The 15107-nt window shown below is 68.0% G+C and carries 14 protein-coding genes; 9 read left to right on the plus strand and 5 right to left on the minus strand.

Annotated features, from left to right (window positions below):
* The first annotated feature begins 69 nt into the window (after positions 1-69).
* From EV646_RS15775 to EV646_RS15785, 3 genes are read left to right on the plus strand one after another with little or no spacing between them, the layout of a single operon-like run.
* Positions 70-1203 (plus strand): hypothetical protein, encoded by a 1134-nt coding sequence (locus tag EV646_RS15775; protein WP_132149126.1) that lies wholly within the window; start codon positions 70-72, stop codon positions 1201-1203.
* A gap of 56 nt (positions 1204-1259) precedes the next feature.
* Positions 1260-1997: a metallophosphoesterase family protein gene (locus EV646_RS15780; RefSeq protein ID WP_132149128.1), complete on the plus strand. Its 738-nt coding sequence runs from the start codon at positions 1260-1262 to the stop codon at positions 1995-1997.
* A gap of 17 nt (positions 1998-2014) precedes the next feature.
* Positions 2015-3145: a histidine kinase gene (locus EV646_RS15785; protein WP_132149130.1), complete on the plus strand. Its 1131-nt coding sequence runs from the start codon at positions 2015-2017 to the stop codon at positions 3143-3145.
* Here EV646_RS15785 and EV646_RS15790 read toward each other — a convergent pair.
* A complete protein-coding gene (locus tag EV646_RS15790; RefSeq protein ID WP_132149132.1) occupies positions 3122-4063 on the minus strand; it encodes an aldo/keto reductase in 942 nt (313 codons plus the stop codon). The two genes, EV646_RS15785 and EV646_RS15790, sit on opposite strands and share 24 nt — an antisense overlap.
* A gap of 79 nt (positions 4064-4142) precedes the next feature.
* On the opposite strand from EV646_RS15790, the gene EV646_RS15795 reads away from it, so the two are divergent.
* The 5 genes from EV646_RS15795 to EV646_RS15815 all read left to right on the plus strand — a co-directional run bounded on the left by EV646_RS15795 (position 4143) and on the right by EV646_RS15815 (position 8972).
* The gene (locus EV646_RS15795; protein WP_132149134.1) at positions 4143-4889 is read left to right on the plus strand and encodes a LytR/AlgR family response regulator transcription factor; all 747 of its coding nucleotides are present in this window, start codon (positions 4143-4145) and stop codon (positions 4887-4889) included.
* A 43-nt stretch (positions 4890-4932) separates the two neighbouring features.
* On the plus strand, positions 4933-5280 hold the full coding sequence (locus EV646_RS15800; RefSeq protein ID WP_241996009.1) for a hypothetical protein: 348 nt from the start codon (positions 4933-4935) through the stop codon (positions 5278-5280).
* Positions 5281-6834, plus strand: coding sequence for a sodium/solute symporter (locus tag EV646_RS15805; protein WP_132149137.1), 1554 nt, complete (start codon positions 5281-5283; stop codon positions 6832-6834).
* A gap of 153 nt (positions 6835-6987) precedes the next feature.
* Complete coding sequence (locus EV646_RS15810; protein WP_132149139.1) at positions 6988-7329, plus strand: DUF485 domain-containing protein; 342 nt, start codon at positions 6988-6990, stop codon at positions 7327-7329.
* On the plus strand, positions 7326-8972 hold the full coding sequence (locus tag EV646_RS15815; protein ID WP_132149141.1) for a solute symporter family protein: 1647 nt from the start codon (positions 7326-7328) through the stop codon (positions 8970-8972). The genes EV646_RS15810 and EV646_RS15815 overlap by 4 nt, the downstream gene beginning before the upstream one ends.
* A 104-nt stretch (positions 8973-9076) precedes the next feature.
* Here EV646_RS15815 and EV646_RS15820 read toward each other — a convergent pair whose 3' ends face one another.
* Genes EV646_RS15820 through EV646_RS15825 form a run of 3 tightly spaced genes read right to left on the minus strand, consistent with a single transcriptional unit; the run spans position 9077 to position 11537 of the window.
* Positions 9077-10564 carry a CYTH and CHAD domain-containing protein gene (locus EV646_RS15820; protein WP_132149143.1) on the minus strand — a complete coding sequence of 496 codons (1488 nt, stop codon included), beginning with the start codon at positions 10562-10564 and terminating at the stop codon, positions 9077-9079.
* Positions 10565-10596: 32 nt separating this feature from the next.
* Complete coding sequence (locus EV646_RS38880) at positions 10597-10740, minus strand: hypothetical protein (protein ID WP_158290968.1); 144 nt, start codon at positions 10738-10740, stop codon at positions 10597-10599.
* The gene (locus EV646_RS15825) at positions 10737-11537 is read right to left on the minus strand and encodes a methyltransferase domain-containing protein (protein WP_132149145.1); all 801 of its coding nucleotides are present in this window, start codon (positions 11535-11537) and stop codon (positions 10737-10739) included. Before EV646_RS15825 ends, EV646_RS38880 begins: the two co-directional genes overlap by 4 nt.
* Before the next feature lie 28 nt (positions 11538-11565).
* Between EV646_RS15825 and pdxR the strand changes: the two genes are divergently transcribed.
* Positions 11566-13026 carry a MocR-like pyridoxine biosynthesis transcription factor PdxR gene (gene pdxR, locus EV646_RS15830; protein WP_132149147.1) on the plus strand — a complete coding sequence of 487 codons (1461 nt, stop codon included), beginning with the start codon at positions 11566-11568 and terminating at the stop codon, positions 13024-13026.
* Here the strand turns inward: pdxR and EV646_RS15835 are convergent.
* Positions 13019-15067 carry an MMPL family transporter gene (locus tag EV646_RS15835; RefSeq protein ID WP_241996010.1) on the minus strand — a complete coding sequence of 683 codons (2049 nt, stop codon included), beginning with the start codon at positions 15065-15067 and terminating at the stop codon, positions 13019-13021. The two genes, pdxR and EV646_RS15835, sit on opposite strands and share 8 nt — an antisense overlap.
* Positions 15068-15107 lie beyond the last annotated feature (40 nt).

The raw sequence follows: 15107 nt of genomic DNA on the forward strand, positions 1-15107 counted from the left end.
AAATGCTCATCATTCGGCGTCAAAAGCGCCGAAAGACGTGTGACGATACCGAGCTACGAGGGAGCCCTGATGGCGCGCACGAACAGGCAGCTGGTGGTGCTGATCGCCGCCATCGCCGTGGCCGCTGTCGCGATCGGCGGAGCCTTCGCCTACGGCCAGGACCCGGAAGCCGGCGACGCAGCCGCCGCCCCACTCAGCGGTACGCCGTCCACAACCGCCAGCACGACACCCTCTAACACCCCCACCACGCCCACCGCGACGCCAAGCCCCACCGCGACCAAGGTGAAGACGACGGTCAACCTGGCCAAGCTGCCCCAAGGCCGCGCCCCACAGGTCCCCTACCTGGTAGGCCGCACGGTCATGGGCGGCGCCGGCGGGGACGTGAAGATCCCGGGCACCGAGCAGATCCAGGCGGTCGCCCGCCTCGGTCAGGACGCGATGGCCATCGTGAGCAAGGGCGCCGGCACGGAGCTGCTCAAGATCGAGAACACCGGCGAGGTCCGCCGGACGCCGGACGTCACCCAGATCCTCACTGCCGACGACGGCAACGCCGCGGTGTACGTCGCCTCGCGGACGAACGAGAACGGCGAGGAGCTGGCCGGCGCGACCGTCTATCTGGAGACCTCCGAGGTCCAGAAGATCAGCATCCCCGACCGCTACGGTGTCATGCCACTCGGCTACGTGGACGGCAAGGTGTACTTCAGCGCCCAGACCACGCAGGACGGGTCGGCCTGGGCTCTCTACGAATGGACGCCGGGAGCGAAGCCGGTCGCGATCAAGACCGTCGCCAATCCGACCGGCGTGACCGCGGACGGCACGATGGCGGCGTCGATGAGCACCCTCACTGACAGCTCAAGCTGCTCCAACGCCATCGAAGTGGCCACTGGCAAGCGTCTCTGGCGCACCTGCGACTACCAGATCCACGGCTTCACCCCCGACGGCGCCACGGCGATCGCCGCACCGGCTTACCAGGACGGGTACGGCGATGGTGTGGCCGCGGCGCTCGATATGACGAAGGGTGATCTGCTGCACGAGTGGTCCGGCGTCTTCCGGCAGACGGTAGCCGAGGACGACCAGCACCTCCTGCTGCTCGCCGACGATGGTGAGGAGACACCGGCGTCGATCATCCGGTGCACCATCACCACTGGCGCCTGTGAGCTCGCCACACCGCTCGCCAAGGGCGAGCTCCTGATCGGGACCTGATCTGCTTTTAGCAGATATCCCAACGTCTGAAGGGATTCCGGAGCAGACTGGGCGGCATGGAACGTGTTGCTGTTCTGGCCGATATCCACGGAGTGCTGCCTGCACTAGAGGCTGTGCTGGCAGAGCCTGATGTGCGGAGCGCGGACGCCATCGTGCTGGCTGGGGACATCGCCAGTGGGCCGCAGCCCGTGGAAACGCTCGACTTGCTCAAGGAGCTCGGAGACCGGGCGGTGTGGGTGCGGGGGAACGCGGACCGCGAGCTGGTGGAGATGGCGCGCAAGCAGTACGACGACGATCCGCCGGACGCAGTCAGCCCGTGGGCGGCGACCCAGCTCCGACCGGACCAGGTGGAGCTTCTGGCCGCCCTGCCGACGACTGTGACGCTCGACAATGTCTTGTACTGCCACGCCACCCCGCAGAACGACGTAGACGTCGTACTGGTCGACAGTCCGATCGCAAGGTGGGCTCAAGTCTTCAGCGATCTCCCAGACGAGGTCAGGACAGTCGTTTGCGGGCACACGCACATGCCGTTCGCGCGGCAGGTCGACCGGCGCCTGGTGGTCAACGCCGGCAGCGTCGGCATGCCGTACGGCGCTCCTGGTCCGAGCTGGGCCCTCCTGACGCCAGACGGCGTACAGCTCCGCCGGTCCGCCCTGGACACCGCAGCAGCCGCCGAGCGGATTGTCCAAGAGTCGACGTACCCGGGCCGGCAGGAGTGGGTGGACGAGTACCTGCTGCACACCTACTCCGACACAGAAGCTCTGGAAGCGTTCAGACCGCGCTCTGAAGCCTGAGCAGCTACCGTCAAGGTGTGTTCGCACGGCGGCGGAAGCATTTCGGGACTCAGGCTGACAAGGCGACGTACGCGACTCTGCATACCGCCTCGCTGGCCTCACCGAGCCTGCGCGAGGGCCTGACCCCTGCTGCGGCCGGCAAAGCGAGCAAGCACCTCCGCGACCTCCTTGGTACGGCGGCCATCGCCATCTGCGACTCCTCCGGCGTACTGGCGTGGGACGGCGTCGGCGGACCCTACGAGAGCAACCACCGGGGCGACGCGAAGGCACTCGCCGCACACACCCTCCGCAGCGGACGCACAGCTGTGCTGGGCGCACACGACGTCGCCTGCAGTGATCCGCAGTGTCCGATCCGTACGGCGGTTGTAGCGCCGATCGTCACCGAGGAGCGGGTAGTCGCCGTACTGGTCGCGTACAGCATCCGCACCTCCGCTGCATTGGTCAGGGCCACCGAGGAGGTCGCCCGCTGGGTGTCCGGCCAGGTGGAGCTCGCTGAGCTCAACAAGGAACGTACGCGCGCTATGGAGGCCGAGCTGCGCGCGCTGCGGGCGCAGATCAGCCCGCACTTCATTTACAACGCCCTGGCCGCTATCGCGTCGTTCGTGCGGACCGACCCGGAGCGGGCGCGGGAGCTGCTGCTGGAGTTCGCCGACTTCTCCCGATACGCCCTGAGGCGCGGTGGCGAGTTCACCACACTGGCGGATGAGCTGCGCAACGTCGAGCGGTATCTGGTGCTCGAACAGGCCCGGTTCGGTGACCGGTTGGTGGTGTCGTTGCAGATCGCGCCGGAGGTGCTGCCGGTGGTGATCCCGTTCCTGGTCGTGCAGCCGCTGGTGGAGAACGCCGTACGCCATGGGTTGGAGGGGACTACCGGGGTCGGCAGGATCACGATCCGCGCGCGGGACCGGATCAGCGAGGCCGAGATCAGCGTCGAGGACGACGGCGCCGGCAGCGACCCCGAGGTGATCCGGGCCGCCCTGGCCGGCGAGTCCGGCAGCGACTCGGTCGGCCTCGGCAACGTCGACGCGCGGCTCCGGCAGGTGTACGGCGACGCCTACGGCCTGGTCGTCGAGACCGCGGTCGACGCCGGCACCAAGGTCACCTTCCGCGTACCCAAGTACTCCTCAGGAGTCCGTGCCTCGCCGTAGAGCCTCGACTTCCGCATCGTCCAACGTGAAGGTGAGCGCTCCGGCGTTCTGGATGGCTTGGCTCGAATTCTTGGCGCCCGGAATCGGCAGTACGGCGTCCTGCTGGATCAGCCACCGGAGTGCGACCTGGCTGGGAGTCCTGTCGTGACGCTCACCGATTTCGCGCAGCAACTGGACCAGCGTCGGCAGATTCTCGTTGCGGAAGACGCTGCTCCGACTTCGCCACCCAGCTGGTTGGTTCGAGGCTGAGTACTTGCCGGTGAGCGCCCCCGAAGCCAGCGGCATGTAGGCGATGAGAGTCACCCCCAGCTCTCGGCACGCGTCCAGTACGCCGTCCGTCTCGGGGTTCCGGCGCAGCAGCGAGTACTGCACCTGGTTGGACGCCAGCACGAGCCCGCGACGGACGAGTTGGGCATGAGCCGCACGCATCTGTTCGGCGTTGTAGTTGCTCACGCCCACTGCCCGGACCTTCCCCGCCTCGACCGCGTCCGCCATCAGGTCCATCAGTTTCGGAATCGACATCCACCGGACCGGGAAGTGCACCTGATACAGGTCGATCGTCGTACGCCGGAGCCGGGCAAGGCTGCCGTCCAGCGTCGCCGGCAGGCTGCCCGTACGCGACAAGAACCCGAACGGGAACTTGGTCGCGACCACGACGTCCCGGCCCTCCGTCAGCTCACCGACCCGCCGCTCGGAAGCGCCCTTCCCGTACATCGCGGCGGTGTCGACGAAGTTCACCCCAGCGGCCAGGCTCGTCTCGAGCGCCGCTTGCTGCTCCTCGGCAGTGCTGGTCGGGCCATAAGCGTTGCGGGCGGGATTCCACCGCGGCGCCGTCGACATGTCGCCCCAGACCATCGCTCCGAGGCCCAGCCGCGAGACGCGGACCTCCGTCTGTCCCAGCGTCATCGACTCGGTCATCTCACCCCCTCGGTGCACGCTGAGAAAACAGTAACTCCATTGTCTCGGCTGCCGGTTTGGCTGGCATTAGTGTGTGGGCATGGCCGACACTCCCCTGCGCGCGCTGGTCGCGGACGACGAGGAGCCCGCCCTGGCCGAGCTGGTGTACCTGCTGTCGCGGGACGACCGCATCGGCGAGATCCGGACCGCGTCGAACGGGCCGGACGCCCTGAAGATCCTGCAGGCGGCCGACCTCGACGTGGTGTTCTGCGACATCAAGATGCCCGGCCTGGACGGCATCGATCTGGCCCGCGTGCTGTCCAAGTTCGCCAGCCGCCCACAGATCGTCTTCGTCACGGCGTACGACGAACACGCGGTGCAGGCGTTCGACCTCGAAGCGACCGACTACGTGATGAAGCCGGTCCGGGCCGAGCGGCTGGCCGAGGCGGTCCGCCGGGTCGTCACCGCGGGCGCACCGGTCGCACTCCACACGCCGGAGGAGACCGAGGACGAGGTGATTCCGGTCGAGCTGGCCGGCGTCACCCGCTTCGTCCAGCGCTCGACGGTCCGGTACGTCGAGGCCCAAGGCGACTACGCCCGCCTGCACACCGGCCAGAACTCGCATCTCGTCCGGATTCCGCTCAGCACGCTCGAGGAACGCTGGCGCGACGCCGGCTTCACCCGGATTCACCGCAGTACGCTCGTCGCCCTCGCGCACGTGGACGAGATGCGCGTCGACGGCGGCCGGTGCTCGGTCCGCGTCGGCGACGACTGGCTCCCGGTCAGCCGCCGCCATACCCGCGAGCTCCGCGACCTGCTCGTCCGTTCCACCTCACTGCGCGGCTGACGTGAGTACGCCGGAGGACAGTCAGCGCCCGCGGCGGGTACGCGTGACGAGCCCGAGGACGAGTGCGGCTCGCCGGCCGATCATCCCGACCGGCACCCGGGAGATCGACGAGCAGACCCGCCTCGGCGAGGTCTACATGCACTCGCTGATCCAGTCCCAGCTCCGGCTCGCCCTCGCCGTCATCGGCGGCTGCGTCATCGTCCTCGGCGGCATCCCGCTGCTGTTCACGCTCGTGCCCGCGACGCGCACGCTCTCGGTCTTCGGGCTCCCGCTGCCCTGGCTGCTGCTCGGCGTCGCGCTCTATCCCGTCGTCTACGTTGCCGCGCGCATCTATGTCCGCAACGCCGAGCGGATCGAGGCCGAGTTCACCGAGTTCGTCGGGCAGAAGTAGATGTCACCGGCAACCAGTCTGACGGCGATCGGTCTGGTGATCGTGGCAACGATCGGGATCGGCTTGTTCGGGTTGCGGATCTCCCGCACCACGAGCGACTTCTACGTCGCCAGCAGGGCCGTCACCCCGCGCTGGAACGCCTCCGCGATCAGTGGCGAATACTTGTCGGCGGCATCGTTCCTCGGCGTCGCCGGCCTGGTGCTGATGAACGGCGCCGACATGCTCTGGTTCTCGGTCGGCTACACGGCCGGTTACCTGATGCTGCTCGTCCTGGTCGCCGCACCGCTGCGCAGATCGGGTGCCTACACCCTCCCCGACTTCGCCGAAACCCGCTTCGAATCAGCTGTCGTACGACGGATCTGCTCGGGACTCGTCGTCGGCATCGGCACCCTCTACCTCCTGCCCCAGCTGCACGGCGCCGGCCTCACCCTGCAGACAGTGACCGGTGCACCACCCGACGTCGGCGCCGCGATGGTCGCGGTGATCGTGGTGATCAACGTCGCCGCGGGTGGGATGCGCTCGATCACCTTCGTACAGGCCTTCCAGTACTGGCTGAAGCTGACCGCACTGGCCGCCCCGATCTTCGTCATCCTGATCTCGTGGCGATCCGCCGACCACCCCGTCGGCCTGCTCGCATCGCTGCAAGGCGCCGGCGCGGAGTGGGCCGAGCCGCTGTCCCGGGCGGGCGGTCGCGACCACCCGCTGTACGCGACCTATTCGTTGCTGCTGGCCCTTTGTTTCGGGACGATGGGCCTCCCGCACGTGCTCGTCCGGTTCTACACGAACCCCGACGGCCGAGCCGCACGCCGTACGACGGTCGTCGTACTGGCGCTGCTCGGGACGTTCTACCTGTTCCCACCGATGTACGCCGTACTGGGTCGATCGTTCGCGCCGGATCTGGTCGGGCATGGCGCGGATACCGTCGTACTGGAGCTGCCGGGGCGGATTTTCCCTGGTACAGCAGGGGATTTGCTCGGGGCGCTGGTCGCGGCCGGGGCGTTCGCGGCGTTCCTGTCGACGTCGTCGGGGCTGACGGTCGCGATCGCCGGAGTGATCGACCAAGACCTGCTACGGAGCCGGCTGCATCGCTGGACCGGCGGTGACTACGTGGCAGTGAACAGCTTCCGGATCGCCGCGCTGTTGTCGATGACCGTGCCATATCTCGCATTCCTGCTGACCGGGTCGCTGAGTCTCGCCGACACCGTCGGGCTCGCGTTCGCGGTCGCCGCGTCGACCTTCTGTCCGTTGCTGGTGTTGGGGATCTGGTGGCGCCGGATGTCCACGACCGGTGCCGCCGCGGGGTTGATTGTCGGCGGGATCGCCGCGAGTGCCGCCGCGCTGGTCAACGTGATCGGCGGTCCGGACGGTGGCTGGCCGCGCGCGCTGGTCGGTCAGCCGGCCGCGTGGACGATGCCGCTCGCGTTCCTCGCCGTGATCGTGGTGTCCAAGCTGACCCCGGACAAGATCCCGGCCGGCACCGCGCTCAGCATGGTCCGCCTGCACACTCCGGAGGCCGTCGACGTCGACCGCGGCCTGCCGTACCGCTCGTCGTAGGGATTCGACCGCTCGTCGCAGGCCGGTGATCCACCGGCCGACTGGTGTCGTCCGCTGAGCGCTCAGGGCGTGTGGATGCTGTTTGGCGGGGCGTGACACCGAACACAGTACGACCAGCAACCCCGCTCGATCCTCGTCTGGAGGTGCCGCGAAGTGAGCGACACACGACCAACCGGCGACCAGGGGCTGACGACGTACCGAGACGTTCAGGTATCGCCTGACTTCTCCGAGCTACGTCGCCGGTTCCGGCGCTTCGTGTTCCCGATGACCGGTCTGTTCCTGGTCTGGTACTTCCTCTATGTCCTGCTCGCCGACTACGCCCACGACTTCATGTCGCAGAAGGTCGGCGGCAACATCACCGTCGCCCTGCTGTTCGGGCTCGGCCAGTTCGTGTCGACCTTCGCCATCACGATGATCTACGTCCGCTGGGCCGACCGGCGGCTGGACGCCGACGCCGACCGGATGCGCCGGCTGATCGAAGGAGAGCACGAGTGAGCACCCCACTCTTGTTGCCGCAAGCAACCGATATCGGCAACCCGACCGTCAACGTCGCCATCTTCGCACTGTTCGTGGTCGCCACCCTGGCGATCGTGTTCCGGGCCTCGCGCAACAACCGCACCGCCGCCGACTTCTACGCCGGCGGCCGCAACTTCACCGGCCCGCAGAACGGCATCGCGATCGCCGGCGACTACCTGTCCGCCGCATCCTTCCTCGGCATCGCGGGCGCGATCGCCATCAACGGGTACGACGGCTTCCTCTACTCCATCGGATTCCTGGTGGCCTGGCTGGTGGCACTGCTGCTGGTCGCCGAACTGCTCCGGAACACCGGCCGGTTCACCATGGCCGACGTACTGTCGTTCCGGCTCAAGCAGCGGCCGGTCCGGATGGCGGCCGCGATATCGACCCTCGGCGTCTGCTTCTTCTACCTGCTGGCGCAGATGGCAGGCGCCGGGGGTCTGGTCGCGCTGCTGCTCGGCATCGACAGCCGCGCGGGCCAGAGCCTGGTGATCGCGGTGGTCGGCATCATCATGATCACCTACGTGCTGGTCGGCGGTATGAAGGGCACCACCTGGGTGCAGATCATCAAGGCCGTCCTGCTGGTGATCGGCGCCGGCATCATGACGCTGTGGGTGCTGGCGAAGTACACCTTCAACCTGTCCGGCCTGCTCGGTGCCGCCGTCGACAAGAGCCCGGCGGCCGGCGAGAAGCTGCTCAGCCCGGGCCTGCAGTACGGCCTCACCGGTGTCACCAAGCTGGACTTCATCTCGCTCGCGCTGGCGCTGGTGCTCGGCACCGCCGGTCTGCCGCACGTGCTGATGCGGTTCTACACGGTGCCGTCGTCCAAGGAGGCCCGGCGCAGTGTGAGCTGGGCGATCTGGATCATCGGCATCTTCTACCTGTTCACCCTCGTCCTCGGGTACGGCGCCGCCGCCATCGTCGGTCCGGACGCGATCAAAGCCGCCCCCGGCAAGGCCAACTCGGCCGCACCGCTGCTGGCGTTCGAGCTCGGCGGCGAGCTGCTCCTCGGCGTCATCTCCGCGGTCGCCTTCGCCACCATCCTGGCGGTCGTGGCCGGCCTGACGATCACCGCGAGTACGTCGTTCGCGCACGACATCTACGGCCAGGTGATCAAGAAGGGCCAGGTCAACGCCGACGGTGAGGTCCGGGTGGCCCGGATCACCGCGCTGGTGATCGGCGCGGTCGCGATCCTCGGCGGGATCTTCGCCAACGGCCAGAACATCGCGTTCCTGGTGGCCCTCGCGTTCGCGGTCGCGGCCAGTGCGAACCTGCCGACCATCCTGTACTCGCTGTTCTGGCGGCGGTTCAACACCCGCGGCGCGCTGTGGAGCATCTACGGCGGTCTGGCGGCGACGATCATCCTGATCGCGTTCAGCCCGGTCGTCTCCGGCAAGGTGGACGCCAAGACCGGCAAGAGCCTGTCGATGATCACCGACACCGGGATCGACTTCCACTGGTTCCCGCTGGACAACCCGGGCATCGTCTCGATCCCGCTGGCGTTCCTGCTCGGCTGGCTCGGCACCGTGACCAGCAAGGAGCCGGTCGACGTCGACAAGTTCGCCGAGATGGAGGTCCGCTCCCTCACCGGCGCGGGCGCCGAGAAGGCGGTACACCACTAAGAGCCTGTCAGGCAGGCCCTGCTGAACCGACGCGAACCTGCCTGACAGCCCCACCTCCGCCCCAGACGGACCCGGCGCCTCCGGCCGGGTCCGTCGTCGTACGTTCAGAGCTTGAGGTTGGGCCAGAGTTCGAAGAAGGCGTTGCGGGAGTTGGTGCCGCGGATCTCCTCGGCGGCGTGCAGGCGGCCGAAGGTGAAGGAGTTGCCGCCGTCGAGGTGGACCTGGACGGCCAGCTGGCGCAGCAGGTCGCGGGAGACGACGCTGTCCTGGTGTTCGCCGAGGACCTCCTGGACTTCCTCAGCCCGCGCGGACAGGTCAGCGGCTTCGTCACCCAGCACCGGTACGGCGGACTCCGCAGCGTACCGGAGGCGCTTCGCGGCCTTGCGTACCTCGTGCAGCTCGTGGTCCTCCTCGGCGGAGGTCTCCGCGGCCTTGGCCCGCTTGACCGCCTTCCGCATCCGCTTCCAGTCGTGGTCGAGGAGGTCGCTGATCTGCTTGGCCGCCTTCCGGTCGTCGCCGACCAGCGGCGGCTTCGCGATCAGTTCGTCGAGCGCGTCGAGCAGCCGGAAGTACCGCACACTCTCCAGCGCGGCCATCGCACCCGCCCGGCCTTCCTTGTACACGCCGCGCAGGTGATCGTCGATCCGGCCGGCGACGCGTCCCATCACCAGCTCGGCTGGCTGCTCCGCAACCTCGGCAGCGAAATGCTCGCGCTGCACCTCCGCGTCCCGCGCGACTCCGAGCTCCCCGGCCAGCCACTTCAGCTCGACGCGAATCCGGTCTCCCGCCTCGCGGTCCACCACCGGCCGGTACGTCGCCAGCGCCGACCGCAGCCGCCGCGTCGCCACCCGGAACTTGTGGATGGAGTCCGGCACATCACGCCGTACCTCGGGATCCCGCTCCCGGATCGCCTGCACCTGCGCACCGGCGTACGCGCGGAACAGGTCCGAGGTCCGCGGTTTCGACGGAAGCTCCCACTGGTCGACCGCGGGCACCCGGTCGCCCAGGGCACGGGCAAGCTTGCTCGGCCCCGACGCCGGTTCAGCCCCCGCAGATCGCAGTACGGCGTCAGCGGCCTCGAGCAGCGACCGGTCCCCGGCGACGAGCTCGACCTCCCACTCCCGCCAGCTATCCGGCTCTGCGCCCTCGACCGTCGCGGTGACACGGTCGTCGGCGAGCTCGGCCAGCACCTGGCCATCCGGGTCGAGAAGCCGGTGTACGACGCGCCGCGTGTTCAGCGACACCACCGGCACCAGCTCGTGGTCGCGGACGTGCACGCGAACGGCCCGCACAACTGTGATCGGCACCTTCTGCACCGCGCGGCCCAACGGATGGTGAACCTCCAGCCGCTCACCCGACGACACCGGGAACTTCACATGCCATCCGTCGTCCTCACCGCCGGTTCGTCGGCGCAGCGTCACTTTGTTGCACGCCAGATCCAGCTCGGCGGTGTCGTAGTACACCGCTTCCAGATCCAGCTCCACAGGTTGCGCCACGCTCGCGACCCCGGGCAGCTCATGCAACGCCGGCAGACTCGTCTGCTCGTCGACGTCGTACTTGGTCTCGATTTCCAGCTGTTCGGTCGGCGCCATGTCCCCCTGTTTACCAGGTGTTCATGAACTGGTCAGTTGAGTGCACGCAGGTCGGCGACGAGCCGTTCCAGGTCGCGATCCGGCGGGCCGTTGAACGCGGTCGGGCGGAGCTGTCGCCGGTGGTTCCGGCTGAGTCCCCAGTAGATCAGTACGACGAGAGCCAGCAACGCGATCATGTTCGTCCCACCGCCTTGAAGAACGTGTAGTGGAAGGTGCCACCGGATTCGGCAGCCTTTTCCAGGTCGCGGATTCCGGCCGCCCACTCGGCCGGGGTTCGCATTCCGGCGGCGATGGCCCGGTCGCGGACCGACTCGACCATCGCGATGAACGTCTTGCGGGTGAAGCCGTCAACGAGGTGAGGCAGGGTCTCGTCGGCGTACACCGTGCAGGGCCAGGCGCGGACGTCGTCGTACCCGGCGTCCTTGAGCAACGGCTGCAACCGACGGCCGATCAGCGAGTCGCCGCCGGCTTCGGCCTGCAAGTCGATGAGACAGTCAATGACGGCTTGGGCCGCCGTACTGCGTGGGTGGAAGAAGGCTGACTCGTGGTCGCCTTCGATGACGGTGATCGTGCCGCCGGGCTTCAGGTGGCGGCGCAGTCTGACCAGAGCGTCGTGTGGGTTCGGCAGGTGTTCGAGCACGAAGCAGAGGAAGACGTGGTCGAAGCTCGCATCGGCGAACGGCAGGTCGAGGAGGTCGCCGTGGTGCCATTCCACCTGCGCGCCGGTGGCCGCGACCCGCGCTTTGGCCTCGGCAAGAGACTCTTCGGAGATGTCGACCGAAACGAGGTCGATGCCCCGGCTGCGGGTCACCAACTGCACCGTCTGCGCGCCGACGCCGCAGCCCGCTTCGAGCACGCGGCTCCCGGCGGGGTAGCTCGTGCCGCCATGCAGCAGGTCGGCGAGCGTCTGCGCCTGGTCGGTCAGCCGGCGGGTCTCCGCCGGGGTGTAGCCGTGGACGTAATCAGTTCCCATACCTCTAAGCTGCGGCCACAATGGTCCAGTGAACAGGTCCAATCAGCCTCAAAGTGGCCAGTCCAAAGCCGGAGCCGACTTCCTCCAGTTAGACACTGCGGACGCGCCTGCGGGCGGGCTGTCGGACTGGCTCACCGAGCGGCTCCGGGCCGCGATCTCGGACGGCCGGCTCCCGATCGGCAGCCGCCTGCCCGCCACTCGTGTCCTGGCCGCCGAACTGCAGATCTCGCGCGGTGTCGTCACCGAGGCCTACCAACGCCTCACCGAAGACGGCCAGGTAGCCGGACGGGGCCGCGCCGGCACCGTCGTTGTCGCTGTACCACCATTGGCCACGGGCCGCCGACCCACCTCGCCCAGCCCAGCTCCCGTGATGAGCGAACCTGGCTTGGACATCTTCGACACCTTGAGAGCAGCTCCGGCACGCATCGACCTGACACCCGGCGTCCCCGATCTCGCCGCCTTCCCTCGCGCGGCCTGGCTACGGGCCGAGCGGGCCGTACTGAACGACCTCGAGTCCTCGGAGTTCGGGTACGGCGATCCGGCCGGTACGCCGAGGCTCCGTCGCGCCGTCGCCACCTGGCTGGCCCGCAACCGCGGCGTGTCGGCGCACCCCGACGAACTGATCATCGTCGCCGGCGTCTCGCAGGCGATCGGCCTGGTCGCCCAGATGCTCCAAACGCATGGCATCACGGAGATGGCGATCGAGGACCCCGGCTCCCTCGGCACCCGCCAGCACCTGCAGAACTGGGGGCTATCCACACCTCCGATCCCGGTCGACGGTTCAGGGCTCCGCGTCGATGTGCTCCGCTCAACCGGCGCCCGAGTGGTGATGGCGACTCCGGCTCACCATTTTCCGACTGGCGTCGTACTCGAGGGGGAACGGAGGCGGGAGCTGATCCAGTGGGCTGCCGAGGGTGGGTTGATCGTGGAGGACGACTACGACGCCGAGCACCGGTACGACCGGCCGCCGGTCCCCGCATTGCGGGCGATGCTCGCGGATCAGGTGATCTACAGCGGCAGCGTGTCGAAGTTGCTGGCGCCGTCGTTGCGGATCGGGTGGATGCTGCCGCCGCCGCAGTACAAGGACGAGCTGATCGGGATGAAGCGCCTCGCCGACCTCGGCAACGCGGCACTTCCGCAGCTCACCCTCGCGCAACTGATGGAATCCGGTGACCTGGAACGCCAGCTCCGCTTCCTCCGCCGGCGGCACCGCGTCCGCCGTGACGCCATGGTCGACGCCATCGGCAACTACTTGCCGACAGCAACCATCCACGGTGCCGCAGCCGGGCTGCACCTCACCATCACCTTCGCCGACGACACCGTGAAGGACGCAGAACTGGCAGCGGCAGCCCTCCAGAAAGGCGTCAAAACCCACCCACTCTCCTGGCACTGCCAACTCCCCCACGCACCAGGCCTCGTCCTCGGCTACGCCGCCCGCACCCCCACCGAACTGACAGAAGCAATAGCAACGATCGCCGCGGTCATGTGAACCTGGGGCTCCACCAGTTGGCCCGCCCAGCGAGCTTCATGAAGGCCGGCAACAACACCCCACGGATCACCGTCGCATCCACCAGCACCGCCACCGCCATCCCGATCCCGATCATCTTCAAATAGACGACTCCACCCGTCGCATAGACCGCGAACGACAACGCGAGTACGGCGGCCGCCGTCGTCACCAGTGGCGCGGACTGCTGCAGCCCGGTCGCCACCGCGTTCACCGTGTCACCCGTACGCAGGTACTCCTCCCGGATCCGCGACACGATGAACACCTCGTAGTCCATCGACAACCCGTACACGATGCAGAACATCAGCGTCGGCATGCTCGCCTCCAGCACCCCGGTCGCCGTGAACCCGAGCGGCCCGGACAGATTGCCCTGCTGGAACACCCACACCATCACGCCGAACATCACCGCCAGACTGAGCAGATTCAGCACGGTCGCCTTCAGCGGCAGCAGCACACTCCCGGTCGCCAGATACAGCACCGCAAAGCTCAGCAGCAGAATCAGCCCCAGCACCAACGGCATCCGCTCGGTCAGCGCCGACCGCCAGTCCACCATCTCGGCCGGCGTCCCACCGATGATGGACTCGTACGGCGACCCGACCGCCCGCACGCGGTCCACGAAATCGGCCACATCACCCTCGAGCGCTTCCTGCGTCGGCGTCACCGTCAGATACGCACCATGGCTGCGCACGTAGGTATCCACCTGCGCCACACCTTCCAACCTCGACAGCTTCTCGCTGTACGGCGCGAGGACAGAGGCCGAGGGCGCGTCCGGCATCACGACGTACAGCGCGTCCGACTCTTCCTGGCCGAAGTTGGCCCGGACCTGGTCGGCCATGATCCGGCTGCTCGCATCGGCCGGCAGGATCCGCGCATCCGGCAATCCGAAGCGCAGCCCCAGAACCGGTGCCGAGAGCAACAAAATCAGCGCTAGCACGGCGCCGCCGGTCAACGCCGGGCGGCGCATCACGTACTGCGCCAGCCGGAACCATCCGAGGCCTTGGCGCCCACTCACCCCCGCGGCACGCCGCCCGAGGAGCGCGAGCGCTGCCGGGAGAATGACGAGCGCACCGATCAACGCCGACGTCACGACAAGCACACCGGCGTACCCGAAGGACCGCAGGAAGGACAACGGGAACAGGAGCAGTGCAAGGAGCGACGCGGCAACGGTCAGTCCACTGAAGAAGACCGTCCGGCCCGCCGTGCGCACCGCCGTCACCACTGCTTCGCCGACGTCGGCGCCACCGGCCAACTCCTCGCGGAACCGCGCGATGACGAACAAGCAGTAGTCGACGCCGAGCGCAAGACCCATGACGAGCGCGAGGTTGGCAGCGAAGGTCGAGACTTCGGTGAACGAGGCAACCAACCTCAACCCGGCGAGAGCGCCGCCGACCGCGAAGATGCCGACTCCCAGCGTCACGAGAGCAAGCGAAAACCTTCGGTAAACAAGGACAAGCAGGATCAGCACCATCGGGAGCACGATCATCTCCGCGCGCAGAAAGTCCTCCCGAGCCTGCGCGCCGATCTCCCGGAACACCTCGTCCTGCCCACCCGACTGCACGCTGATCCCGTCGCGCTGCCCGGCGAACTCCGCCGCCAACTCGCCCACTCTCGCTCGCGCCTCGTTCACCCCGCCCGGCACGCGCACAAGCACCAGAGCCTGCCGGCCGTCCTTGCTGCGCAGCGCCGGGCTGTCACCACGCGACCAGTACGACACCGCCTCGGCCACCCCGGCGCGGTCGGCGACTTCCGCCGTCAGCTTCACTCCAGCCGCGCGTACGGCGGGATCGTCCACCGTGCCGGCATCAGCGGTCACCAGGAATGCCAGGTTCGGCGGACCGGTCTCGAACTGCTCCGCCAGTACCTGCCGCGCACGATCCGACTCCGACGCCGGGTCGGCGATCCGGGACAGCGACAACGCATTCAACGCACCCGCCGCGACAGCGAGCACCAGCACCGCTCCGATCGCGGAGAGGACGGCAACCATCCGCCGCTGTCGAACCACGAACAGGCCAAGGCGATCGAGCACGGTGGAACCTCCGGCAGGCGGTAGGATGACGAAACACGAG

The organism is Kribbella antiqua, from assembly GCF_004345665.1.
Classification (GTDB): domain Bacteria; phylum Actinomycetota; class Actinomycetes; order Propionibacteriales; family Kribbellaceae; genus Kribbella; species Kribbella antiqua.

Bases quoted from the DNA above. Each gene is read 5' to 3' on its own strand.
- EV646_RS15795 (WP_132149134.1), top strand. From the start codon at position 4,143: ATGGCCGACACTCCCCTGCGCGCGCTGGTCGCGGACGACGAGGAGCCC.
- EV646_RS15805 (WP_132149137.1), top strand. From the start codon at position 5,281: ATGTCACCGGCAACCAGTCTGACGGCGATCGGTCTGGTGATCGTGGCA.
- EV646_RS15820 (WP_132149143.1), bottom strand. From the start codon at position 10,564: ATGGCGCCGACCGAACAGCTGGAAATCGAGACCAAGTACGACGTCGAC.
- EV646_RS15790 (WP_132149132.1), bottom strand. From the start codon at position 4,063: ATGACCGAGTCGATGACGCTGGGACAGACGGAGGTCCGCGTCTCGCGG.
- EV646_RS15780 (WP_132149128.1), top strand. From the start codon at position 1,260: ATGGAACGTGTTGCTGTTCTGGCCGATATCCACGGAGTGCTGCCTGCA.
- EV646_RS38880 (WP_158290968.1), bottom strand. From the start codon at position 10,740: ATGATCGCGTTGCTGGCTCTCGTCGTACTGATCTACTGGGGACTCAGC.
- EV646_RS15775 (WP_132149126.1), top strand. From the start codon at position 70: ATGGCGCGCACGAACAGGCAGCTGGTGGTGCTGATCGCCGCCATCGCC.
- EV646_RS15825 (WP_132149145.1), bottom strand. From the start codon at position 11,537: ATGGGAACTGATTACGTCCACGGCTACACCCCGGCGGAGACCCGCCGG.